Source organism: Paenibacillus alvei DSM 29 (assembly GCF_000293805.1).
Lineage (GTDB): Bacteria > Bacillota > Bacilli > Paenibacillales > Paenibacillaceae > Paenibacillus_B > Paenibacillus_B alvei.
This window is the reverse complement of the sequence record NZ_AMBZ01000006.1, coordinates 333,846-356,953: the sequence shown is the minus strand read 5'-3', so window position 1 is coordinate 356,953 and position 23,108 is coordinate 333,846. Positions and strand designations below refer to the sequence as shown.

The following is a 23,108-nucleotide window of genomic DNA, read 5'->3' as shown; positions in this document are numbered from 1 at the left end:
AGGAGTTGATACTGTGAACACTCAAGAAGTGATGGCTGCATTGCCGCATCGATATCCCTTTCTTATGATTGATCGCGTTACTCATATAGAGGAGGGGAAGTCAGCTCATGGCTACAAGCATATTACCCATAATGAATGGTTCATATCCGCTGCTATGCCCTTTATGCCAGACACGCTCATTATTGAAGCACTTGCTCAATTAGGCGCATTTACAGCGATTCATCGTCAGCCGGGGAGCTTAGGACTCTTGTCTTCCTTGAAGGGGGTTGAATCACTCGGACGAGCATATGCGGGTGACAAGCTGGATCTGACATATGAGGTGCTGCGAAGCAAAAAGGGATTTACGATTGGCAAAGGCGAGGCATCTGTTGAAGGACGAGTCATTCTGAGAGCGGATGAAATTATGATTTATTCACAAGTTGAATAACGAACATGACTGTTGACTTATTTATATGTTTTATTGCTGAAGTGATACATAGCAAAGAGTCGTCCGAGGGATTCCGTGGACGACTCTTTTTGTAATGCTCAACGATACAATTACTTATTTTACATCCCATAATGCTGGAACATTAGGCGGCTCCCAGCCAGCTATTGCGGTATGAGGCTGACGGCATTCGTAGACTGTGCCATTGAAAGTAACTTTGTCGCCAACCGCATAAGCTTTATTTACTTCCCAAGGAGCTACAGCAGGTGCATCAGCAGTTGTAGCAGAAATAGCATTGCTGTCGGCAGACACATTGCCAGCAGCATCGAATGCGCGAACCGTAAACGTATACGTTGTCTTCGGGCTCAAGCCTGTAACCACATAATCCGTAGTCGTTCCTGATACAGTAGCAACTAATGTTGTACCGCTATAAATGCGGTAACCGGCGACGCCAACATTATCCGTTGATGGGCTCCACATCAGTGATACGGAAGTGGATGTTGGTGTACCCATTACATGCAAGTTTTTTGGTGCAGTTGGCGGCTCGTTATCAATAGGAACCGTTGGTGTGGTAACACTTACTGCATTGCTTGCAGCAGATTGGTTGCCAGCAGCATCCAACGCCTTCACGGTAAATGTGTATGCTGTATTGGAGGTGAGACCGTTTACCGTATAGGTGAGTGTAGAGCCTGAAACCGTTCCTACAAGAGAACTTCCATTGTAAATATTGTAACCGGTTACACCAACGTTGTCAGAAGAAGCATCCCATTTCAAGGACACGCTTGTTGCCGTTGTTGTCGTTACTGCCAAGTTTGCAGGAGCAGTAGGAGGCTGGTTGTGACCAGGGTTCGAACCGCCGAAGTTAACGTCGATAACATTATAGAAAGCGTTTGCAGTATCGGCAATCTCCCATACTGCGAGGATGACATGATATCCTGTACGGTTCGGTACATTACAAGTATCCGAATACGTGAATGGCGGGCGAACGCCTCCATAATTAACGCTGCAGAATGGTGTTAAATCGAAGGAATCGCGAGTCAGCTTTGCGTTAGCGTTCCAATTTTCCTTCGTAATATAGTATTTCCAGCTTGTTGTTGCATGAGCTGCGGTTAGTTTCCAGTTGAACGTGTTTTGTCCAGGAGTGATGTTGACCTTCGTCCAGCGAGTGGCGGATTGCTCATCCAGTTCAGGGAAGGCGCCGTTAGCGCTTGCAATTTTGCCGTCCGCAGGGCCAGCACTCGGAAATCCCTTAAGCGCTTCCAAACTTTGCGGCTCATATTGGACAGCTCCGCAGTTTTTATTCTGACCTGTTTTACACAAAGCAGCTCTACTTGCTGGCCCCTCGACATAGCCATGACCAAAGGCTTTATCAGCAAAAAGCACCATACAAATAACGGTTACGAGCATTGCGCCAAGACCGACAAACAGCTTCATTGTTATGGGGTTGGACATGCGCAGTTGATTCACACTATCTACCTCCTAAGAATAATGGGGATCTCGCGAAAACCATTCAAAATGAAATGTTAAACCCTTTAAACTTGAACGTCGGCCTCCTTTCCTTATTAGGTTGTCAAAAAAAACAGGGAGCTCCTAGATGACGCTATGAATATAGCTTCTAGCAACTCTTTTTATATAAACTCAATAGAGTTCATATACGAAGCAAAAATCAGCCAAAGTAATGAAGGAATACAGGAAAATGATTAGTGATAAAGCGGGATTCTTGAGCTAGCACATTCGTGGTTGAGATATAGAAGGGAGACATGTTGTGGAATCTTGGTGTCGTTATTTGTCTCTATCATACTTGAAAGTGTGAATAAAGTGTGAACGAAATATTTTAATTAGATTGCACTTGTTATTATAAAAATTAATTAAACCGCATTAACTTTTGAGGGATGAACAGGGATCGAAGCGTGGTTCATACGTATAAATAAGTAAGAAGGATGCGCCATCCTTTATCGTGAAGAGGCATACATCCTTCTTAGGGCAATGCTGTGTGATGTGATTAGCTTGAAAAGTCACCATTATCATGATTGATTTGCCATTGAATGCCGAATTTATCCGTCAAGTTGCCGTAGGCTTTGCTCCAGAATGTTTCTTGAAGCTCCATGCCTACTTGTCCGCCTTCCTTAAGCTTGTTGAAGATGGATGTCAATTTATCGACATCTGTGTCAACAATGGAAAGAGTGATATTATTGCCAGCTTGGAACGGCATGCCCGGGCATACGTCAGAAAACATCACGATGGTTCCCTGGATGTTCAGTCGTGTGTGCATGACCAAATTATTGGCCTCCTCAGGAAGAGGGTTGGATGGATCTGATGGTGTGTCCCCAAATGTCATGATGTGAGGCTTGTCTAGCCCGAACACTTCGGCATAGTACTCGACTGCCTCACGGCAGTTGCCGTTGAAGTTGAGATAAGGATGGATGGACATGGTTGGCTTCACTCCTTAATTGGTTAACTGTTTGTCCAGGGGACAAACAGGCCTTGTGCATACTAGCATTATTGTCGTTTCACAGTTCATTATACATGCAAAAGATTTTCGGTTTTCTTAAATTTTATCTATATTTTTATAGAGTTCTCGTTTTAAAGATAAGGCATACTATCGCAGGAAAGTCATTTTAACGAAGATACTATTATTGCCTATTACATGGGTTATGGAGAAGATTGAGCATTGTTTAAACAGGGTTCCAAGTAGGATATATTGGAGAAAATGAAATGTATAAGGTGGTATATAACACTTTTACATACAAGGAAGGATTGATTTCTTTATGACAGAACCGATTGCAGTGCCCGATCTCTCATCAAGGCCTTATCGGCTTACGGTGGAACGTGAGATGCAGAACCCTCCAGCAGTTTTATACGAAGCATGGACACGGCTGATTGATCACTGGTTCGCGGAACCGGGGAGCGTAATAATGAAGGGAGAGGTGAATTCGGTTTTTTATTTTGAAACCGTATACCGACCAGACTCCATGCTTGTGGTTGAGCGCCATCCGCATTATGGGAGATTTTTGCGACTCGAACAGGATCGGCTAGTAGAACTGACATGGGTAACAGGAAATGGGGGGACGAAGGGAGCCGAGACGGTGGTAACCGTTGGTCTGCATCCCTTTGGCAAAGGAACGAAGCTAAGCCTAACGCATGCTGGTTTTCCAGACGAAGTCTCCAAAAATCAACATGAGCAAGCATGGCCATTGGTACTAGAACAGCTTGACAGGCGTATGAAGATCGCTGAATGAGAGCAATTGCTAGCCCTTGCCATAATCGTCGCAGTTTCATGAATATACAGGAACAACATCCTAACGAATTTTGGCGTGGGATCATAAGTTGATGTTCTGTTTGCCTTCGAACTGGTCTGCGGGTGCTGGATGCAATCCAACATCCTCTATCGCTTCTTGCTTCATCATCGCTTGAATGCTTTGCCGAAGCAGGTCTTGATTGTCCTGAAAATGAAGTAGAGCGATTCATATCGGTCCTCGCAATGCTGTCCTGTACGGTTAAAGATACTTGAGGATGGCACCGAGCAGCTCATAATTCGAAAATGCAGTTTTCATAAAGTTAAAGCGTTTATCGATTGACAGGATATGGTTTACGTACTAGTATAAAAAACAACCTCAATGATAATACAAACTACCTTTTGACCACTACGATTTGCTTTTCAACTAGATTTACTCACCGTTATAAATTGCTTTTCATTTCGACACATCAATGATAAGACAGAGCAAAGTTCACATCTTATGCGTAGGAGGAATCGAATATGGAACACACAACAATTCCAGATTTCTTAGAAAGCAAACAGGAGCAATGGGACGAGGAGTATAAATCTAATGTATGGAGTTATTTGTCGGATATTACGGAATACGCTCGATATTCGGTGGTGTATGGGTATATAAGGAAATTTATCGGAGAAGAGGGCATCCTGGATATGGGCTGTGGTACTGGCATCCTGTTCGATATGCTCCTTGAGAGTGAAAAGGAAGGATACACAGGGGTTGATCTGTCACAGGAAGCAATCAAGCTGGCATCAGCCAAAACATCGCAGGACATATTCCATTGTGGAGATATTAATCATTATGTACCTGCTAAACAATATGATGTCATTGTATTCAACGAATCATTGCACTACGTGCCTAACACGGCCAACAAGCTGCTAGAGTATTCGAACTATGTAACTTCGAGTGGTGTAATCATTTCTTCCTTATATTCACATAAAAATACGGAAGATCCTGCATTCGCCATCATTGAAAATAAAATCGCTGAAATCGAGCAGTGCGGCTTCTTTGAAGTGATGGATAAAGTTAGCCTCTTCAATCATAATGCTGGGTTGAAGTGGTATATTCATTTGTTAAAACGCAAACAAACCAAGCCATAAAGGAGAATGCGAATATCATAGTGCGGGAAGCCGTCGCAAAGTTCTCGAAGGACTTGGCAGACGGCTCTCTGTATTGTTTTAGTCAATAACAGATATTTACAATTTATTTCTTGACAACAGACTCGTAAGGATAAAATGTTAGTGAAGTTCATGCTGTTATCGATTTGAGGTTCCAAGTTCTTTCAAAAATAATATTGTTGACAGATTTATCTTTTCAACTTTATTATTTTTGGTAACAAATCTACTAATTCAGTGGAGCATGCTTATGTGGTTTCTGTTGCTGAGGGAAGCGATTGTCTCGGCGGTGGCACAGCTTTGGAACAATGGTTTCCTTGAAGCTCTAAAAAGTAATATTCTTCATATTCTTCGATTGTCAAATTAATGACCCTCTTTCATATAATATCACCGCTTCTATCATGCTTAAAAGGGATAGACGAAATTCGGTTAGAACAAGCGCTGCATCTCTTTATTGGAGAACAGGATGCACTACGATGCGGTTTGATATTATTGATGATTTGCCTCTCCTAGTTGTCCATATCGAATCGACTATCATATGACGAAGCCGGACTTCTCGCGTGATCCTAAGTAGGAAGTATGATTGAAGCAGCAAATTATGCAGGAAATAAGTTGAGCATTTGGCCTCACATCGGCTCCGCTCTTTCACGTCAGCTTGATTAAGCGTTCTCACCATACCTTCCTACCTTACATAAGAACCTCACACGATTATTGACATTTTCCAAAACAAATCATTTAAGCACTTACAGGCTGCTCAACAACATCGGTTACACCGCATTTGTCTCTCAGTCGCTCATCCTTGGCGAATGTATATCGCCGTAGCTGGCAGGATTATCAAGCTCCTGAATGAGGGTTGCTATTTATCCGAGGAAGGCGTGTGTTCTTTCTTGACAATTGCCGGCCATTTGATGATAGGGCTAGAGGCACCGTCTTTTCAAATATCCATTCGAGCCAACTTCTCATTGAATTTACAAATCATGGAGAGGAGAGTGAAGATGAACAAGGAAGAGATCGTGGCTTTATGAAAGCGGAGATTGCGACGATCTTCAGTCAGGAGCCGGATGTTAGTTCAGACGCTAAAAACATCAAAACAACATGGCATGAGGAAGAAAGTTAGGATGTCATGAATGGGTTGAAAAAGTGGATAACGTTTGGCGGCATTGCCGATGTGTTCCTCGTTGTTGCATCGAATTAAGGCAAGAGCACCGTTTTTTCCTCGTCGAACGTTCTTACGTCGGTGTTGAAACGAAAGCAATAGAAGGGCTTATGGCATCACGAGCGACCCATCTTGCAGAAATTCATTTGCGAAACGTCATAGTTCCGAAATCACATGTAATTGGGAAACTGAACTTTGGCTTCGAATATGTCGTATCGAATGCTTTGGACAATGGCCGATACAGTATAGCATGGGCAGGAGTTGGCATCGCACAAGAAGGAGTGGATGCGATGGTATCCTACTCCCGTATTCGTAACCAATTCGTTACGACATTATTACAAGCGAGGTCTATTATTTTAATAAGAGGTGCGTATGAGCGAGAAAACAGAATGGAAGTGCGTTGTGTGGGACTTGGATAATACGCTGTGGGATGGAGTGCTGGTGGAGTCGGCCAACGTCCAACTGAAGCCGGGCATTCGTGAAATTATCAAGACACTCGATCGCCGAGGAATTCTGCAATCCATTGACAGTAAAAACGATTATGACTTGGCCATGGCCAAACTGAAAGAATTGAGATTGGATAATTATTTCCTCTATCCCGAAATTCATTGGAGCGCCAAATCGACCTCACTTGCTGAGATCCAGAAAAATATTAATATTGGCATGGACACAATCCTCTTCATTGACGATCAACCATTTGAATTGGAAGAAGTAAAAATGTACATGAGAGCGTTCACTGCATAAATGCGGATCAAACTCACACGCTATTATCACTTCCAGGCTTGAACCCGCGATTTATTACCGTTGACTCTGCAAGGAGACGCAAATTATATCAGGCAGATTATGCACGTAAGCTGGCAGAACGCGAGTATGAGGGCCCGTCGGAGCTTTTCTTGCTACGCTTTCTATGAAGTTCACCATCTATCCTGCGCAGGAAGAGGATTTGCAGCGGGCCGAAGAATTGACAGTCCGCACGAATCAATTGAACGCCACAGGAAGAACATTCAGCTATGAAGAGCTGGACACGTTGCGGAAATCTCCTTATCATCGGCTATTAGTCTGTCAATTGGAAGATAAGTATGGTGATTACGGGAAGATCGGGCTGGCCTTGATTCATATGCTGGACACTCATTGGAAGCTTGAGATGCTGCTGATGTCCTGCCGCGTCGTATCCCGAGGCGTAGGAACTGTGCTGCTCAGTTACATTTTACAAGAGGCTCGAAAACATCAGATACCGCTGTTGGCTGATTTTACAGAAACGGGACGCAACCGCATGATGTACATCAGCTATCGCTTTGCTGGTTTCCGCGAGAAATCATCAGATGGGCAAGGCAACTATGTCTTGGAGCATGATTTAATCAATATTCAAGACTTTCCCCCGTATATTGAAGTCCAATTGCTGAATTGCGAAGGAGGATACTATGAACTATCAAACTGAAATCAGAAGATTCATTCATCAAAACTTGTCCATTAGCGAAGAAAATATTAATTTTTCGGATGACGACAATTATTTTCAATTAGGGTTTGTCAACTCACTGTTCGCAATGAAACTTGTAAACTTCGTGGAGCAGAAGTTCGAAATTGAAGTTGAGAATGATGATCTGGATTTGGAAAACTTCAGCACGATCAATAACTTGATAGCCTTGATTCATAAAAAGGTTAGCTTATAAAGTAACTTTCCCTTCAAACATCCAATTAATCGCCAAGCTTTATTTGCGTACATGGGGATCGGGCGCAGCGTATACGGGCGGTTTGTGGTAATCTGAGGATATGGTACGGAAATATGAAGGCATGATCCGTTATCTGCAGCAAGAAAAAGACGTGAAGCGCATTTGCTCAAAAACATCAACATGATGGATAATATTAAATGTCAGCATATGTGCTAGGCTAGTTAACAAAAATGGGATTCAAGTAAGTGGGAATCTAGGCGGGATAGGTGATTAGCATAACGAAGATTGCAGTATTTCGCATACCGGAGCAGGTTCGACCAGAGGATTATGAATATTTCCTAGGCAAGGTTGCACCGCAGCGCAGAGATCAAGTTAAAAGGTTTAAGTTCATTCAAGACTCATATCGTTCTCTTTTTGGCGAGGCTTTAGTAAGAGCAATTTTGTGCAAAGATTATGGCTATACGAATTCAGACATACGATTTGAGCACAATGAGTATGGCAAACCGCATGTCGTAGGAAATGATGATTTTTCCTATAACATTTCGCATTCTGGATGCTGGGTGATGATGATATGGGGACATGGAGTGCTCGGCATTGATGTAGAGCAGGTACAGCAGATTGATCTTTCAATAGCAAATCGTTTTTTCTCTGTGCTAGAAACAGAATCCCTCATGCAGAAATCAGAAGGGGAGAGGCTGAATTATTTCTACACGCAGTGGACGTTAAAGGAGAGCTACATCAAAGCAGCGGGAAAAGGTTTATCCATACCGCTGGATTCCTTCTCTATCTTGGAGAATAGTGAGGGAAAATTTGTATTGAACCCGGATGGGGAGCCTGTGTGCTTCCATACGTACGAGCTGGATCACGGCTATAAAGTCGCTGCTTGTACTCATATTGATGCGATTTCACCCTCTATCACATTTGTAACGATGGATGAGATGCGAGATTGGATTCGGTAAAAATGTGATGATAGATAATGAAAAATGAGCCGTCATCTAGTTCGGAAGCAGAACTTGAAGTGACGGCTTTTCATTTTGAGTTTATCGTTTATATATTTGACGATACCGGGCGGGTGTAATTCGTTCAAACTTCTTGAATGACTTAATGAAGTAGCTTGGCTCACTGAAGCCGAGCTCGTTGCTAATTTGCGAGATGGACAGATCGGTCGTCTCCAAGATTTGCTTCGCCCATTCTATCTTTAGGTGTGGGATGAAGACAGAGAAGTTCTCACCGGTTTCCTTTGTAAAAATACGACTGAAATAGCTGGGACTTACGTGACAAAGAGCTGCCATATCCGCTAGTTTTACATTCTCGCTTTTATGAGCATATATATAATCGAATGCGGGCTGAAGAATGGAATTGGAAGCTAGCTTCTGCTGATTTTTCATCTTGTTGATTTGATTGTCAATCAGTGTGTTGTCCAATTCCGATTTAAACGATTGGATGCTTCGGTAGCTGTGATCCGCCAAAAAGCTAGGTGTCGAATGACCACTCGCTAGTGCCTGACGGTACATATCAATGGTCGTATTTTTCGCAATCGCTTCTTCGACAATGTAATTGCATAAATGATAGAGCATTTCAGAAATGGTGACGACCTCATCATAGGATAATACTGGTAAATCGCTGTATTCCGGTTCCAGCTTCATGAACTTACGATTTGAATCCGCATTGGCTGGACGGGATACAATCTGTTCAAGCTCCAGCGGATTGTCGCGCAGCTTCACTTGTCCCGCCATAACTGCCCCCATGTACTGATTATTGACGATGATAGGTATGGCGATATCGACAATGTTAAAATGGCATAAATAAATATAGGGTTTATTCAGCCGTACAGCCTCTAGTCCGCCTCGCGCGTCACACTTCTGGCAGTATTGCGATAACGATTCGTCTTGCCGAATGGCTTTGCAGAAGCTTTGGCAATGGCTATGCGCTGTAACGGGAACTCCCTTGTAGTCGGTCGTAATAACGGCCATCTTCGTAACCAAGGAAAGCGAATCCTGCAGCTTCTGCCATTTCTCCATATCAATAATGCTTTCCAAGCTAAATCGTGTACTCATGATGGTTCATTCTCCTTTTGTCCGCTTGGCCTCATTATACATAATATTCTCATCCGAGGACAAGATAATACCATTTTGCAGGAGGAGGATAAGATAATCCGATATGATAGCGCTTTATTTGGCAACAATAGTTCCATGATCTTGTTCTTAGACGAAGTTATAATAAAGATGTTCAAACACACAGAGGAGGCATACAATCATGAGAAAAGCGTTTATCAGTCCAGCAAAATATGTGCAAGGTGAAGATGAACTATACAATTTGGGTTATTTCATCAGAACATTCGGAGATTCTGCTCTTCTAATTGCTCATCCTGACGATGTGCAGCGTGTAAAGAATAAGCTTGAACATACAATGAATAAATATAACGTCACCTTAGTTGAGAGCGGTTTCACAGGAGAATGCTCGCGTCAAGAAGTTAAGCGGTTGCAATTGCTTGCGATTGAGCATAATTGTTCTTGTACAATCGGTCTTGGCGGAGGTAAAGCAATTGATACCGCGAAGTGTGTAGCGGAAGGTGATGCATTGATTATTGTCCCTACGATTGCTGCAACCGATGCGCCTACAAGCCATTCCGCGGTTATGTACACACCTGAAGGCGAATTTGATGACTATGCTTACTTTAAGCAAAGTCCAAGTGTAGTCATGATTGATACAACGGTTATTGCCAATGCGCCTACTCGCTTTCTCGTGGCAGGCATGGGGGATGCGCTTTCCACATATTTTGAGGCACGGGCAACGGCAAGTTCTTATTCAAACGTGAATGCAGGGCTGCCTTGCGGCGCAATGGCTGGAGTCGGGCCTGCCAAGGGTACAAAAGCAGCACTTGCTCTCGCCAAGCTTTGCTATGAGACACTGTTGGAAGATGGCGCAAAAGCAAAGATGGCCTGTGATGCGAACTTGGTCACGCCAGCACTGGAGAATATTGTGGAAACAAATATTTTGTTGTCCGGTTTAGGATTTGAAAGTAGCGGCTTGGCAGCAGCTCATGCCATCCACAATGGGTTAACGTCACTTGAAGGCACTCACTCTTATATGCATGGGGAGAAGGTAGCCTTTACAACCTTGGTGCAGTTGGTTCTTGAAAATGCAAGTGCGGCAGAAATCAACGAGGTATTGAAGTTCTGTGTCAGCATCGGACTTCCGGTATGCTTGGCCGATCTCGGTGTAACAACCGTTACGAATGAAGAATTACTAGCCGTAGCTCAGAAGTCGTGTATTCCTGAGGAATCTATTCACTCCATGCCATTCCCGGTAACCGAAGAGATGGTTGTCTCCGCGATTCGAGTGGCCGACCTTATGGGGCAACAATTCAAAGCAAAGGGTGAATAACCGATGAAGAAGATTATGAATCAACCAGAAACATTAGTGCGAGAAATGTGTAACGGTATGGTACTTGCACATCCGGAGCTGGAATTCATTAGTAAATATAAGATTATGAAGAAAAAAAACGTGAATCGCGACAAAGTCACGTTGATTAGCGGTGGAGGAAGCGGTCATGAACCAGCGCATGCTGGCTTTGTAGGCCAAGGCATGCTTGATGTAGCGGTGTGCGGGGATGTATTTGCTTCTCCATCTCAAATCCAAGTCTACCAAGCGTTGAAGGCTTCCGCGAGCAAGAAGGGAACGCTGCTCATTATTAAGAACTACAGCGGCGACATCATGAACTTCAAAAATGCTGCCCACTTGGCGGGTGAAGACGGGATCAAGGTTGACTATGTTAAGGTGGACGACGATATTGCGGTTGAGGACAGTCTGTACACGGTCGGACGCAGGGGTGTAGCGGGTACGGTGCTCGTTCATAAAATTGCCGGCGCTGCCGCGGAAGAGGGCTTGGAGCTTGCAGAAGTGAAGGCAATTGCCCAGCATGCGATTGATCATACAAGAAGCATCGGTTTTGCGCTTACCTCCTGTACGGTTCCTGCAAAGGGCACGCCTACATTTGAACTGAATGACGATGAAATCGAGTATGGTGTTGGGATACACGGCGAGCCGGGAATTCGCAGAGAGAAAATCGCGTCTGCCGATGAATTGGCTCACAAAATGGTGGCGGATTTGTTCCGTGATATGAAAATTTCGGAGGGTTCCCAGCAGGAGCTTGCCGTGTTGATTAACGGATTTGGCGGATCACCGCTGCAAGAATTGTACTTGTTCGCAAATGCAGTGGTTCGTGAGATTCAACGCCAGAACGTAACTGTGATGAAGGTGTTGGTTGGCAATTACATGACAAGCATCGACATGGCTGGAGCATCTGTGTCTTTCATGCGCTTGGATGAGCAATTGAAGCATTATCTGGCAGCAAGTTGTGATACGCCAGCGCTGCAGCTTCATGGTGAATTGCACCCGATTACAGTCGAGAAACAGCAAGGGGATACAGTTGTGGATCGTGAAGTATCTTATCAGAGTGAAACGAATCCAGCGTATGCGAAAACGGAAAAGGACACTTTCTCACTTCACAACCTTATCTTCCTGACAGACAAAATGAGCGAAATCATCATTCAGAACGAAGTTCCGTTCTGCGAGTTGGATGCACATGCAGGCGATGGTGACTTCGGAATGAGTGTAGCGAAGGGTTTCAAGCAATTGAAGAGAGAATGGCATGAGATAATGAATCACCATTCGAACAATATTGGCGAATTCCTGCATGCATGCTCATTAGTCATCATGGAGCACTGCGGCGGCGCATCTGGTCCTATTTGGGGCTCGGCATTCCGCGCTGCAAGCAAATTTGCCGGAGACCGAACTGAACTGTCTATTCCTGAATTTGCACAAATGATGCAGGCGGTTGTGAAAGGCATTCAAGACACGGGGGAACGTTCCTTCGGAAGAGGTGCTGTAGTTGGCGATAAAACATTGGTAGACGCACTAGCGCCATTCGCTGATGCATGGGTGCAAAGTGCGGCTAATGGAGACGGACTAAAGCTCGCTGCGGCTAAGGCTGCGGAAGCTGCTGTTCAGGGTGCTAAGCATACCGAAACAATTGTTGCACGAATGGGAAGAGCAGGCACGGTTGGCGAGCGCAGTATCGGCTATCCAGATGCAGGAGCGTATGCGTTGGGTGTCATCTTCACAGAGCTAGCCCAAGTCATCGAATAAGAATCGTATGATATAGATTTATTTTGACATAGCTATAATTGGTGTAGTAAGCCGGAGCACAACTGTATTGTGCTTCGGTTTTTTTATATGGAAAAATATATCTAAAATAGCATTATGTTTAAAATGATCTGATTCAGCATCCGTGATAGGATCGGAAACGTAATACAAAACAAGCCGAAGCTCAACAGAGCGCGGGGGAACCACACATTGGGGTGAAGTCGTATAACGACAGGGGAGTCCGCTTTGACCCGAACCCGACAGCTAACCTCGCAGGCTGCAAAGGGAGAGATGTACAGGATGAATAACACATTTAAGAAAGTCGTACTTACAGGTGCAATTGCATTGGCACCAATTATGGCAGCGAATTCAGCAATGGCTGCACCAATGAAGCCTATGCAAGTATCAAATCCGTTGAACCAAAATTGCTCGAACGTCATTAATACGAACGTCATTCATGTGAACAAGGTTTTCCAAAATAAACAGGAATTGAAGCAATATTTGACGAAATGGGTCGAAGAGTTTCAAAAACAAGTTCATAACACTAAACCTCCTGTTTATAAGCCAGCAAAGCCGGAAGGCAACAAGCCTGGGGTGGAAAAACCAGAGGTAGCAAAGCCAGAAGGAAATAAACCTTCGGCAGAAAAACCAGTAAATCCTGGCGAAAACAAACCTACAAAACCAGAAGAAAACAACAATGCGAACAGCGACTTTGCGAGCCAAGTTATTGACCTGGTGAACAAAGAACGCGCCAATGCAGGCTTGCAGCCGTTGAAATCCGATGCAGCATTGAATAAAGTAGCGATGATCAAAGCAAAAGATATGTACGATAATAACTACTTTAGCCATCAATCCCCTACACTTGGCTCTCCATTTGATTTGATGAGAGCACAAGGCATTAACTACAACACTGCTGGCGAGAACATTGCAAAAGGTCAACGTACGCCGCAAGAAGTTATGAATGCGTGGATGAACAGCGACGGCCATCGCAAGAACATTATGAGCTCCAGCTTCACATCCATCGGTGTTGCTTACTACAATGGCGTTTGGGTGCAAGCATTCACAGGCTAATTATCGAATTTGGAATTATATATTAGTCATAGAACCTGCAGAGGAATCTGCAGGTTCTTTTATGTTCGAAGAATGTTTGCAGAGCTTCGTCTGAGGAAATCCAGAATTCATGCTTGCAGCAATAATAAAACCCCTGAACGGAGAAATCCATTCAGAGGTTCTATGTGAATGGTTATACCCACCCGAAAGCTCTGGCAAGCTGAGCTGTGGCAAAGGTAACTGCAATCGCGATACCAAGCGGAATGACGGCAGACAAGACCGTCCATTTTATACTTTTCGTTTCCTTATAAATATTGAATAATGTCGTACCGCAAGGATAGTGGAGCAAGGAGAACAACATCATATTCAAGGCTGTCAACCATGTCCAACCATGCTGTAGAAAAATATCCTTAATGTTCTCCATACCATCTGCATCTACCATAGCACCTGTGGACAAATAGCCCATAAGAAGGATTGGCAGGACAACTTCGTTCGCAGGCAGTCCGAGCAGGAATGCCATAATAATGAAACCATCAAGACCAATCGCATGAGCGAATGGATCGAAGAATAAGGCCATATGGTTCAAGACACTGTCGTCGCCAACCATAACATTGCCAAGAATCCAAGTAAGTACGCCTGCAGGAGCCGCAATAACGACAGCGCGGATCAGTACATTAAGCGATTTGTCACGTGACGATAACAAAATGGTTTTCCAAATCTGCGGTCTGCGATAAGGAGGAAGCTCCAGCGTATAGTGGGTTGGAACACCGCGCAGAGCTGTTTTTGACATCACCCATGATACAGTTAGCGTTACCACAATCCCAATCATAACCATGCCCATAACGATAGCAGCCGTTGCTACGGTTTGCATTCCACTTGCAACACCAGTTGCCATGAACAGAGAAGACAACAGAATAAGTGTAGGCCATCTGCCATTACACGGTACGAAGTTATTCGTCAGAATCGCCAGCATCCGTTCACGAGGCGACTCAATAATTCGTGTGGACAAAATAGCTGCAGCGTTACAGCCGAAGCCCATAGACATTGTCAAGGCTTGCTTCCCATGGCCGCCTGATTTCTTGAACATGCGATCCATATTGAAGGCAACGCGCGGTAAATACCCGAAGTTTTCAAGCAATGCGAAAATAGGGAAGAAGATCGCCATTGGCGGCAGCATTACGCTAATGACCCATGATGTTCCACGATATAAGCCAAGTACGAGAATGCCGTGCAGCCATGCTGGTGCATTCATCGCTTCAAATGCCATGTTTAAGTAGCCTTCGATTACTTCGAAGAAGGAGAATATCATTTCCGACGGAACGTTCGCTCCAGCGATCGTTAGCCAGAATACAACGCCTAGAATGGCGAGCATAATCGGAAATCCCCAAATTGGCGAGGTTAGAACTTTATCTAACCGGTATGTGCTTTTTAACTTATTCTTGTCTTCATACACAATAGCTGTGCTACATATTTCACGAGTCGTACGATAAATATCAGTTACAATTCCGTCTCGGATCGCTTCTCCGCTCGCAAGGCTGCGGGCTCTGGACAATAAAGAGTCCAAAGAATCTGAATTAGTGGCAAGCGGTGTGGCCATACGAAACAACTCCTTTCACTGAATCTGTGGCCGGCGAACTCCATTTGGACTTCATCGAATGAATCAAGCTTTCATCACCGTCCAGCAGACGAAGTGCAATCCATCGTGTTGGATATGCAGTACCAAGCTTTTCACGTATGATCGGTTCAAGCTCAGCGATTTTCTTTTCAATATCCTTGTTATATTGAACGAGCAGCGGGTTAGGGACGATCCGGCCGGAAGCCACTCCCTTGATTTTCTTCATCATTTGGTCAATCCCAGTGCGATGTCTTGCGGAGATCGCTACCATAGGCACACCGAGCTTCTTCTCAATGGCATTGATGTCGATCTTAACACCGAGCCGCTTCGCCTCGTCCATCAAGTTTATACAGACCACAACACGGTGGGTCATCTCCATTACTTGAAGAGCTAAATTCAAATTACGTTCCAATGATGTTGCGTCTAGCACGACGAGTGTAACGTCAGGCTTTTCAAATATAATATAATCTCGAGCCGCTTCTTCGTCGGCAGAATTGGAGTATAGTGAGTACGTCCCTGGCAAGTCGACCATTTTATACGAAGCACCTTCATGATTGAAGTGACCCTCCGCAGTTAATACAGTCTTTCCCGCCCAGTTCCCGGTATGCTGTCGCATCCCTGTAAGTGTATTGAACAATGTACTTTTTCCTGTATTCGGATTGCCGGCTAGGGCAACCGTATATTGTTCAGTCATTCGTTGTCCCCCCCGACTATTTCTCCGTACATAAGCGTGCTTTCTTCCTTGCGAAGCGCGATCGTTGTATTATTGACCCGGAATGCAATCGGATCGCCGAGCGGGCTGCGCTGCAGCACTTCGATTACATTGCCTGGAACAAATCCGAGATCAAGCAATCTTCTGCGTAATACCCCTTGAACTTCGATTCGATTCAGCCGCACATGTTGGCCAGTGCCAGCATTGTATAATGTTACGTCGTTCGAATGCATTTTCGAATCACTCTCCTGATTTCACCATGTCCCAAAAAGTTTACCTAGAGCAAAACTAATCCCAAAAAAAGCGAAGTTTTCCGTACATGCCACTTCATTAGTATAGGTCAACTATGTTTGTTAGGCAACAAAAACTTTCCCTAAGGCAAAAATATATGTTGTTTATACTATGCAAGAAAGGTAGCAACGTTGCCTTCTTCTCTTAATAACTAATAGTTCTGACAAGCTTGATTCAGGCAATTACACATCTCCAACAACATCTAGATTTTTTATGTCATAAATATCATCTTGAATACATAGCGTAGGTTTTTTTGTAATATACAGGAAATAGACTTGATTGCGTCGAAGGCTTAGGAAGATTCGCTATTTGTATAAAACTAAAGAGTGACATGAAAAAGGAAAGGAAGGTTGTATGTGAACAAGAAATCGAATGCGATTATAAATCGATTGCATATCAAATATCCGATTATACAAGCTGGTATGGCAGGTGGAACGACAACACCTGAGCTTGTGGCGGCTGTATCGAACGCTGGAGGACTTGGAACGCTTGGGGCAGGATACATGTCTCCGGAACAGATGAGAACCGCTATTCGAGCAATTAAGCAGCTTACTGGCAATCCATTTGCCGTAAATCTATTTGTACCAGAGCCTCCTGGCATTGATGGGTGCATTTCGAAAACGGTGATAAAACAATTGGAGGATATCGAAAAGGAAGTGCGAAGAAAGGGGCAAGTAGAAGTCGGCAATATAGGAATCAGCGCGGACAGTTATTTCTTTGATGAAAAAAGCTACCGGGAAACTTTTCATGAACAGGTAAAAGTGATTGTTGAAGAGAAGGTTCCCGTCCTTAGCTTTACATTTGGAATTTTGGATGACTTATATATTCGACAATTGAAAAAGGCTGACATTGTGTGGCCGCGCAAAATTTATGGCACAAATTATCAAGATATTTGTCAAAACTGCGCTATGCGGTAGCGCCTTATTGTGCTGTTCCGTTTACTACTTCGCTAACAGCATCTTTTAAGTTAAATAACTTCGGAACTTGTTCAAGCTTATAAGTGCCTACCATGACTAATCCTACCCAAACTTTGACCAATCCACTATCCTTAGTAAAATTCATGTCCCATCCTCCTATTGCGCAATCATGATAGTTAACTCTGCAACCGACTGTTTAAGCTCGTCCACATCTTCACTTAACGGCTTTCGATATACTGGCTTCTCTGATTCTGGTTGATTCGGATCAGGATAACTAAACTCCAGTTGCTTGGTACTAGGATTAATTCGATAGCCATTGCATGCTGCGAAATCCTTGGCATTCTGTTCATATTCAAGTTCAGTGTAATCGAACGACTCTCTCATTCTCTCATTCAGTGCTTTGTAGACTGAAATGTCATAATCTAAGGTCGTTTCCATAACATAGCCTGATCGTTCACCTGTATCAACTAATACAGAACCTGTGGCAATATCAAAATAGATTCTGCGGCCGATTTCCACTTATATCACTCCTATCCCTATCCATACGCTATAACATGTACTTGTGATTTACTCTCAGTATCATAACGTGTTACAGGTGCCACAAAACTGGTGGGTGTAATCGTAGCAAATATAGATCCACTTAGCTGAGGTAGTGTATCCCTATACACAACCTGATGATTATAATGTGCGCCGTCTACTGATATACCCGGGTTGGTATAAAAATCATACGCTGCCATTACTCTAAACGCGGAATTTAAAACGACAATGCCTTTTGTCTGGAAGCTTAGCCCAGTCACCATGATGTAATATAGGCTCCATGTAACTGTACCATCTTCTGAAATATGAAAATTCTGAGGCCACTCAGACACGTTAGTCCTAATTCTAGCCATTGGCACGCCCGTTGTAATCTGTCCTATCTTCCATTCAAGCGTAGGCCATACATCGGCTGCGGATGCAGGAACCCCCTTGGCGTTGATCGCACCCGCGATTCTACCTCTCCACTCAACGCCAGACTGAAAAGCCTCGTTTGCTCTGTCATATGCGGCTTTTACCGCACTTTCTGTTGCGGCCACATTAGCACGCGTGCCATTTGTTGCTGTCGATAGCTGCACGATACCAGCGGCAGAAGTAGACGCACCTGGTAGTCGAGCAGCCGCCATTGTGCCCGTTGTAATATCACTGGCATCGTGTTTATGTGATGCTGGAGCCTTACTATTCCATTCTAAGCGCTCATCCACTGTGACGTGCTTCGTTGTGTCGGTAACGTGAGAATCTAGCGAAGTCTTGATTTCCTTTACTGTTTGACTAACGTCATGTACAGCTTTTGGAGTTGCTGCCATCGTTTCATCCGTACTGTTCGTTGCATTACTCAACTGAACGATGCCTGGCTCAGTGAGAGAAGCTGGGGGAACCTTGATACTGCCTAGATCAGTGGACAACTTCTCGATACCTTCTTCAATCTTATTTAAGTTGGCTGCGGAAATCGGTGTCCCCTCTTGGAGCACCTCCCCAGTGGGGGAGACGATGTGATCTACCCATTCCGTCCGTTTATATGCCATTCTCGTCAACCTCCATTTCCACAAGCTTATACCGGAATGTAACGTATAATCCTTTTGCTGTCGGCTTCACGAAGACTCGCTCGGCAAGTGCTACGATATCCCCATCCTTATCGACGAGCCGCACACGACCGACCTCACCGACGATTGTCTCATCGAAGTAGATGAAAACCTTCAGCGTGTCTTTCTCAATTGTCAGCTTCATAAAATCAATTTTCTCTACTTTACCGTTGCAATCATATTCGGCATGAGAGAGGGAGTCAGAAAATCGTTGTAGCTGCTTTCGAATCCCAACCTCTGTTAATGTCTTCATCGTTTCACCCCTTACTTGGTGGGCGGCCATGTGCCGCATTTAATCATGCCACAGAGCGGCAATCCGGTATAACCATAGCTGAAGGATGACTTCATAACCGCATTCGATCCTGTGCCTTCCTCGATGCCGTAGCTTGGCTTCGAGCGTGCTGGCTTTACTTTCATAACCTCAGCATCAATGACGGCAATGTCATTGACTCCGCTCGGTGTAGAACTGCCCAGATAAACGATGAATTCTGCCCATCTCTCTGGGTCGTGAATGTAATAGGGCTCGATATATGATTTCTCATATCCAAGTGCCTTCAGCGCTGTCAAGATGCCTTGTTCAGTACCCGCCTGGGTAGCGATCATGTTCTTCATCATCAGCCTTAAACGGTAAGCTTCAATGTCTTCGCCCTTCAGACGGGGCATGTCTCGTTCCCGGCCATGTTCGTTCAGCATTTGCTCACTTGCGGTGATGATCATTGACTCTTCGCGAACACGAAAGATATCTTCCTTCGTCTGATCGAACAATTTGCCAATTACCTTGAGAAAGATATAAAACTGATTTTCTTTTCTAACAACTTTCTTCCACGGGCTGATGAGTAGGTAATACATATAATCACTGAACTTCTCAAACATGCACTCAGCCCCTCATCAGTGTGACGCGTACCTCGCCGAGTACAATCACCTTATTATTGTCCAGTTGCACATCCTGCGGCGGGTTAGTGACCCGCACATTACGACTCTCAGGAATATCCCGTCGAATTGCGAAGATGATATCCGCATGATTGAGCTCGTTCAGGTTCCGGCCTTTCTTGATACGCAATAGCTCCGTAAGGATCGCCTTTGCTTGGTTCTCCAAACCTTCGTCTGAAGCATCGGATGGAATCCATATTGTCAGGTCAATGTCTTGCGTCACTGTGTCCGATGCCTTCACAAGCAAGTTGTCATCTGGTCCCTTAATTGTTGCAGCTGCTTCGCGCACTTTCTGAAGCAAAGATTCAGATGGTGTGCCCGCCGTGCCAGTGACTATGATATCAATCGTCCCTTGGCCGCGTGGGTGAAGGTCGTCCACTCGAACGAACAACACCCCTGGTATGGCTTCGCATACATTTTTATACTTGGCCGCGATAGGGAGTGTGGAGAGTTCCGCCCAGGAGTTCAGAGTTCGCTCTCGAAGGCTCTCTATATCTTCGAGGTCGCTACCCTCCTGGCTGATCCAATCCGCATCGTTTGTAATTTCGTCGATGCCCTCAATATGAATCAATGACTTTCGTATTTGTCCTGGAGGAACATTATGGGCAGAACCAGCCTTTTCAGCTTCAACCGGTACGCGAAAGGTTAAGGCAGTAGCTGGCATAATCGTATTTTCAAGTACCATGTACCTGAGTTCTTCGCCCAGCATATCCGGTTCAGTCTTGAACACATCACCCTTGGCAATCTTGACGGCCTTTCCAGTGTCCTTGCGCTTTAACGTCACGAAACCCCGTGTTTTGATCGGTTGCTTTCTTCGTTTCGAGAAATCGGCAGCTTTCAGTTCCAACCAACCTTCCTCGGCATGATGTAAATATTGATTGTTTAAGACTTTACGCAACAATTGCACTAAATCAATACGTACCTGAATAGCTATCATCATTAGGGTGTAGAAAACACCGCCATTGAACAGATTGGTGATGACAAAACCTTCTTGTGTGAGCTCGTCCCGTAGTTTATTTTTCGCCTCTTCGCGGTCAGGGACTGGGAGAATCTGATCCATGATCTTATCTTCAATCACTCAACTTCACCTCAACTTTTACACGGTCAATGTCAACATCGAGCTGATAAAGCCTATCCGTGTTCTGGAAGGAGAACGATACATGAACCGTGATGGTATCGCCTTGAAAATCCATGAATGTATCTATGGTTTCCGCATCAATCTCTGGTCGTTGTTCCAGTTTCGTCTTGACTCTTTGCTCAATTTCAATACGCGTCAGCTCATCATCTTCAGATTGTACGAAATCTAGAAGTGACCAGCCCCAACTCTCGTCGTAAAAGAGCTCTCCCTCTTGCGTCATAGCTTCGAGTCGGATGTCCTGGAAGACACAATCAAGTCCTGACACTAGCAGGGTGTCACCATTAGCCGCTGCGACCAATTGCCAGTTACGGTCTAATCGAATATCGGTATCCTGAAGACCCGCCATATCAAGCCACCACCTTGCCGAGGATATGAACATCCAACTGTCCGTACATCAGTAGCACGGCCACGATGTCGCCAACTTCAAACTTCAGATCAGACTTCACACCTGGAATCTCTGGGAAACGCTCATCAACATTGCGAGACTCATCAAGACATTTGAGATTATATTCATGAATATCGGAACCAAGCTGTGCCTTGGTGACTTCTGCTAGCATCCCGGCTGAGAGCTGCGTATGAGGATATTGTTCCTGTATCCTCTTGTCAATCAGTGTGTTTATCATTTGTTCAAGCACATTCGTTCACCGCCTTAAAAATAGATTCGTGTACGGATGAAGCCTGTTTCCGAAGTGCTGAAGATCATTTTCATAACCTTGAATTCGCCCGATATTTTTGGGTGCTGGATACTTATGGTGTGCGAATGTCGAATGAACGGAGCTGACACGGTTTCAAGCTCCCATACGCCTCCTGATCGTTCTAGGGAGATGATATTCTCCGCATATTCGAATTCATATACATGTACTTGCTCAGGACGTTCTCCCCAATAGAAGACATCATCTGCAAAGAAGAACGGTTCTTTGATTTTCCAAATGGCGTGAATGTCCTGAATCATTGCAATAGCGTTCTTACGAACGATAGGAACACGCGCTTTTTTTGGAAACATCTTTCTACTGAGCTTCGCATTCGATATTCCTGCTTTGCCTAGCATATAGTTCATGAGCTCATGAGGGGTTGTGTCCAGGAACGTGTTCGTGATGACCGTATCTTCCAACATGATCATGGCATCCTTCAGCATAATTTCATTCTGGCCGCTACCTTCGTTATATGGGCTCACCACATATCCCGAAAATACAGTGTGATAGTCACCATCATAACCAAGCTCAATTTTCGCTTGATCTTTCCGAGCGATAGATATCTTGTCCTGGAACTGCTTCGTGAAGCGTATCTTCGCCCAATCAAAATAGGAATCCGCGGAAGAATACACTTCTATTTCTATGCCTTGTTCAAATTCATAGTTTCCCACAGTGACGAGCACTTCAGGATAGAAGAGCTCCATTTCCATTGTCATCATCCTTAATAGGGAAGAGCAGCAAGCTTACTGTTCGTTGAGGCGCTTGGCTGCCTATCCGAAGCTGCCGTCTTTCCTGTTTTGTCAGATTGCTTGGGCGCTGTGCCTCGTGAGCCTGAACTCAGGTATTGCTGATAATCTTCGTTAAGCTTTACATTCGAGCTTGAACCAGTGGACTTTGACTTGTCTTTCTTTGACTTCTTATCCTTGCCCGTTTTCTTCTTGGCGCTAATCTTCATGGTTCCGTATTGCCAAAATTCCAGAGTCACCGACATCTGACTACTCTTACTTTGCTCACGCGTTATCAAATTCTTAAAGATAACCTTATTGATTCCTCGCGCGGCGGTATGAACATTGACGATCTGATGCATGTTCGGTCGTGATTGTCCAGGCTTGCGAAAAAGCTTCTGAATCATAGCTAGCTTCTGTAACTTTGTTTGCTTGGGGCTGTCATCTAATGTGAGCTCAAGCGTAACCTTGGCATCCTCGTAGCCCGTAGCTTGCTTTGGTTTGGCGGCTTTGCCTTCAACTTCTTGTTCTTCGACTGTTGCATCTTCCTTAATTTCTAAGCTCTTAAATAGCCCAGGGAGGACAACGCCTCCCACTTTGACTGTACTTTCATCTACAAATATCATCGTTGTCCCTC

General features: G+C 44.5%; 26 protein-coding genes, 1 pseudogene and 1 riboswitch. Of the genes and pseudogenes, 11 read left to right on the top strand and 16 right to left on the bottom strand.

From position 1 onward, the window contains the following. The first annotated feature begins 13 nt into the window (after positions 1–13). Complete coding sequence (locus PAV_RS20955) at positions 14–427, top strand: 3-hydroxyacyl-ACP dehydratase FabZ family protein (RefSeq protein WP_005549633.1); 414 nt, start codon at positions 14–16, stop codon at positions 425–427. Positions 428–541: 114 nt separating this feature from the next. Here the strand turns inward: PAV_RS20955 and PAV_RS20950 are convergent, their stop codons facing one another. Further along, complete coding sequence (locus tag PAV_RS20950; RefSeq protein WP_005549632.1) at positions 542–1,891, bottom strand: lytic polysaccharide monooxygenase; 1,350 nt, start codon at positions 1,889–1,891, stop codon at positions 542–544. A 535-nt stretch (positions 1,892–2,426) separates the two neighbouring features. Further along, positions 2,427–2,855 carry a VOC family protein gene (locus PAV_RS20945; protein WP_005549629.1) on the bottom strand — a complete coding sequence of 143 codons (429 nt, stop codon included), beginning with the start codon at positions 2,853–2,855 and terminating at the stop codon, positions 2,427–2,429. A 337-nt stretch (positions 2,856–3,192) separates the two neighbouring features. On the opposite strand from PAV_RS20945, the gene PAV_RS20940 reads away from it, so the two are divergent. The 6 genes and pseudogenes from PAV_RS20940 to PAV_RS20915 all read left to right on the top strand — a co-directional run bounded on the left by PAV_RS20940 (position 3,193) and on the right by PAV_RS20915 (position 8,596). Next, positions 3,193–3,663, top strand: coding sequence for an SRPBCC family protein (locus tag PAV_RS20940; RefSeq protein ID WP_005549627.1), 471 nt, complete (start codon positions 3,193–3,195; stop codon positions 3,661–3,663). Between the two features lie 518 nt (positions 3,664–4,181). Beyond that, on the top strand, positions 4,182–4,796 hold the full coding sequence (locus tag PAV_RS20935; protein WP_005549625.1) for a class I SAM-dependent methyltransferase: 615 nt from the start codon (positions 4,182–4,184) through the stop codon (positions 4,794–4,796). Between the two features lie 1,281 nt (positions 4,797–6,077). After that, positions 6,078–6,386: an acyl-CoA dehydrogenase family protein gene (locus tag PAV_RS32545; protein WP_005549622.1), complete on the top strand. Its 309-nt coding sequence runs from the start codon at positions 6,078–6,080 to the stop codon at positions 6,384–6,386. Continuing rightward, positions 6,340–7,405 (top strand): annotated as a pseudogene (locus PAV_RS20925) (HAD-IIIC family phosphatase). Before PAV_RS32545 ends, PAV_RS20925 begins: the two are co-directional and overlap by 47 nt. Then, positions 7,389–7,637 carry an acyl carrier protein gene (locus tag PAV_RS20920; protein WP_005549619.1) on the top strand — a complete coding sequence of 83 codons (249 nt, stop codon included), beginning with the start codon at positions 7,389–7,391 and terminating at the stop codon, positions 7,635–7,637. Before PAV_RS20925 ends, PAV_RS20920 begins: the two are co-directional and overlap by 17 nt. 266 nt (positions 7,638–7,903) lie before the next feature. Then, positions 7,904–8,596, top strand: a complete 693-nt coding sequence (locus PAV_RS20915; protein ID WP_005549618.1) for a 4'-phosphopantetheinyl transferase family protein — start codon at positions 7,904–7,906, stop codon at positions 8,594–8,596. 81 nt (positions 8,597–8,677) lie between these two features. Here the strand turns inward: PAV_RS20915 and PAV_RS20910 are convergent, their stop codons facing one another. Further along, positions 8,678–9,694, bottom strand: coding sequence for a PocR ligand-binding domain-containing protein (locus tag PAV_RS20910; RefSeq protein ID WP_005549617.1), 1,017 nt, complete (start codon positions 9,692–9,694; stop codon positions 8,678–8,680). Between the two features lie 199 nt (positions 9,695–9,893). On the opposite strand from PAV_RS20910, the gene PAV_RS20905 reads away from it, so the two are divergent. The 3 genes from PAV_RS20905 (at position 9,894) to PAV_RS20895 (ending at position 13,856) form a co-directional block, all read left to right on the top strand. Continuing rightward, complete coding sequence (locus PAV_RS20905; RefSeq protein ID WP_005549615.1) at positions 9,894–11,024, top strand: glycerol dehydrogenase; 1,131 nt, start codon at positions 9,894–9,896, stop codon at positions 11,022–11,024. Positions 11,025–11,027: 3 nt separating this feature from the next. Further along, positions 11,028–12,788 (top strand): dihydroxyacetone kinase subunit DhaK, encoded by a 1,761-nt coding sequence (gene dhaK, locus PAV_RS33675; protein ID WP_005549614.1) that lies wholly within the window; start codon positions 11,028–11,030, stop codon positions 12,786–12,788. A gap of 162 nt (positions 12,789–12,950) precedes the next feature. Continuing rightward, positions 12,951–13,079, top strand: a riboswitch (cyclic di-AMP (ydaO/yuaA leader). 6 nt (positions 13,080–13,085) lie between these two features. Continuing rightward, positions 13,086–13,856 (top strand): CAP domain-containing protein, encoded by a 771-nt coding sequence (locus PAV_RS20895; RefSeq protein ID WP_040736364.1) that lies wholly within the window; start codon positions 13,086–13,088, stop codon positions 13,854–13,856. 172 nt (positions 13,857–14,028) lie between these two features. On the opposite strand, the gene PAV_RS20890 is transcribed toward PAV_RS20895, so the two are convergent. From PAV_RS20890 to PAV_RS20880, 3 genes are read right to left on the bottom strand one after another with little or no spacing between them, the layout of a single operon-like run. Continuing rightward, on the bottom strand, positions 14,029–15,432 hold the full coding sequence (locus PAV_RS20890) for a nucleoside recognition domain-containing protein (RefSeq protein WP_005549611.1): 1,404 nt from the start codon (positions 15,430–15,432) through the stop codon (positions 14,029–14,031). Beyond that, positions 15,410–16,144 (bottom strand): FeoB small GTPase domain-containing protein, encoded by a 735-nt coding sequence (locus tag PAV_RS20885; RefSeq protein ID WP_005549608.1) that lies wholly within the window; start codon positions 16,142–16,144, stop codon positions 15,410–15,412. Before PAV_RS20885 ends, PAV_RS20890 begins: the two co-directional genes overlap by 23 nt. Beyond that, on the bottom strand, positions 16,141–16,395 hold the full coding sequence (locus tag PAV_RS20880) for a FeoA family protein (protein ID WP_005549607.1): 255 nt from the start codon (positions 16,393–16,395) through the stop codon (positions 16,141–16,143). The genes PAV_RS20885 and PAV_RS20880 overlap by 4 nt, the downstream gene beginning before the upstream one ends. A 414-nt stretch (positions 16,396–16,809) precedes the next feature. Between PAV_RS20880 and PAV_RS20875 the strand changes: the two genes are divergently transcribed. Next, positions 16,810–17,370 carry a nitronate monooxygenase gene (locus PAV_RS20875; RefSeq protein WP_005549606.1) on the top strand — a complete coding sequence of 187 codons (561 nt, stop codon included), beginning with the start codon at positions 16,810–16,812 and terminating at the stop codon, positions 17,368–17,370. A 4-nt stretch (positions 17,371–17,374) separates the two neighbouring features. Here the strand turns inward: PAV_RS20875 and PAV_RS35355 are convergent, their stop codons facing one another. From PAV_RS35355 to PAV_RS20830, 10 genes are read right to left on the bottom strand one after another with little or no spacing between them, the layout of a single operon-like run. Continuing rightward, positions 17,375–17,515: a hypothetical protein gene (locus PAV_RS35355; protein WP_005549605.1), complete on the bottom strand. Its 141-nt coding sequence runs from the start codon at positions 17,513–17,515 to the stop codon at positions 17,375–17,377. A gap of 11 nt (positions 17,516–17,526) precedes the next feature. Further along, positions 17,527–17,889 (bottom strand): hypothetical protein, encoded by a 363-nt coding sequence (locus PAV_RS20870; RefSeq protein WP_005549604.1) that lies wholly within the window; start codon positions 17,887–17,889, stop codon positions 17,527–17,529. Between the two features lie 17 nt (positions 17,890–17,906). Beyond that, positions 17,907–18,929 carry a phage tail protein gene (locus tag PAV_RS37895; protein WP_005549603.1) on the bottom strand — a complete coding sequence of 341 codons (1,023 nt, stop codon included), beginning with the start codon at positions 18,927–18,929 and terminating at the stop codon, positions 17,907–17,909. Next, positions 18,919–19,239, bottom strand: coding sequence for a hypothetical protein (locus tag PAV_RS20860; protein WP_005549601.1), 321 nt, complete (start codon positions 19,237–19,239; stop codon positions 18,919–18,921). Before PAV_RS20860 ends, PAV_RS37895 begins: the two co-directional genes overlap by 11 nt. Before the next feature lie 11 nt (positions 19,240–19,250). Further along, the gene (locus PAV_RS20855) at positions 19,251–19,859 is read right to left on the bottom strand and encodes a hypothetical protein (protein ID WP_005549600.1); all 609 of its coding nucleotides are present in this window, start codon (positions 19,857–19,859) and stop codon (positions 19,251–19,253) included. 4 nt (positions 19,860–19,863) lie between these two features. Beyond that, entirely contained in the window at positions 19,864–20,994 is a 1,131-nt protein-coding gene (locus tag PAV_RS20850) for a baseplate J/gp47 family protein (protein ID WP_005549597.1), read from the bottom strand. Further along, positions 20,987–21,400, bottom strand: a complete 414-nt coding sequence (locus tag PAV_RS20845) for a contractile injection system sheath initiator (RefSeq protein ID WP_005549595.1) — start codon at positions 21,398–21,400, stop codon at positions 20,987–20,989. Before PAV_RS20845 ends, PAV_RS20850 begins: the two co-directional genes overlap by 8 nt. A gap of 1 nt (position 21,401) precedes the next feature. After that, positions 21,402–21,689, bottom strand: coding sequence for a hypothetical protein (locus tag PAV_RS20840; protein ID WP_005549593.1), 288 nt, complete (start codon positions 21,687–21,689; stop codon positions 21,402–21,404). Positions 21,690–21,703: 14 nt separating this feature from the next. Next, positions 21,704–22,456, bottom strand: a complete 753-nt coding sequence (locus PAV_RS20835; RefSeq protein WP_005549592.1) for a hypothetical protein — start codon at positions 22,454–22,456, stop codon at positions 21,704–21,706. Positions 22,457–22,467: 11 nt separating this feature from the next. Beyond that, the gene (locus tag PAV_RS20830) at positions 22,468–23,097 is read right to left on the bottom strand and encodes a hypothetical protein (protein WP_005549590.1); all 630 of its coding nucleotides are present in this window, start codon (positions 23,095–23,097) and stop codon (positions 22,468–22,470) included. Positions 23,098–23,108 lie beyond the last annotated feature (11 nt).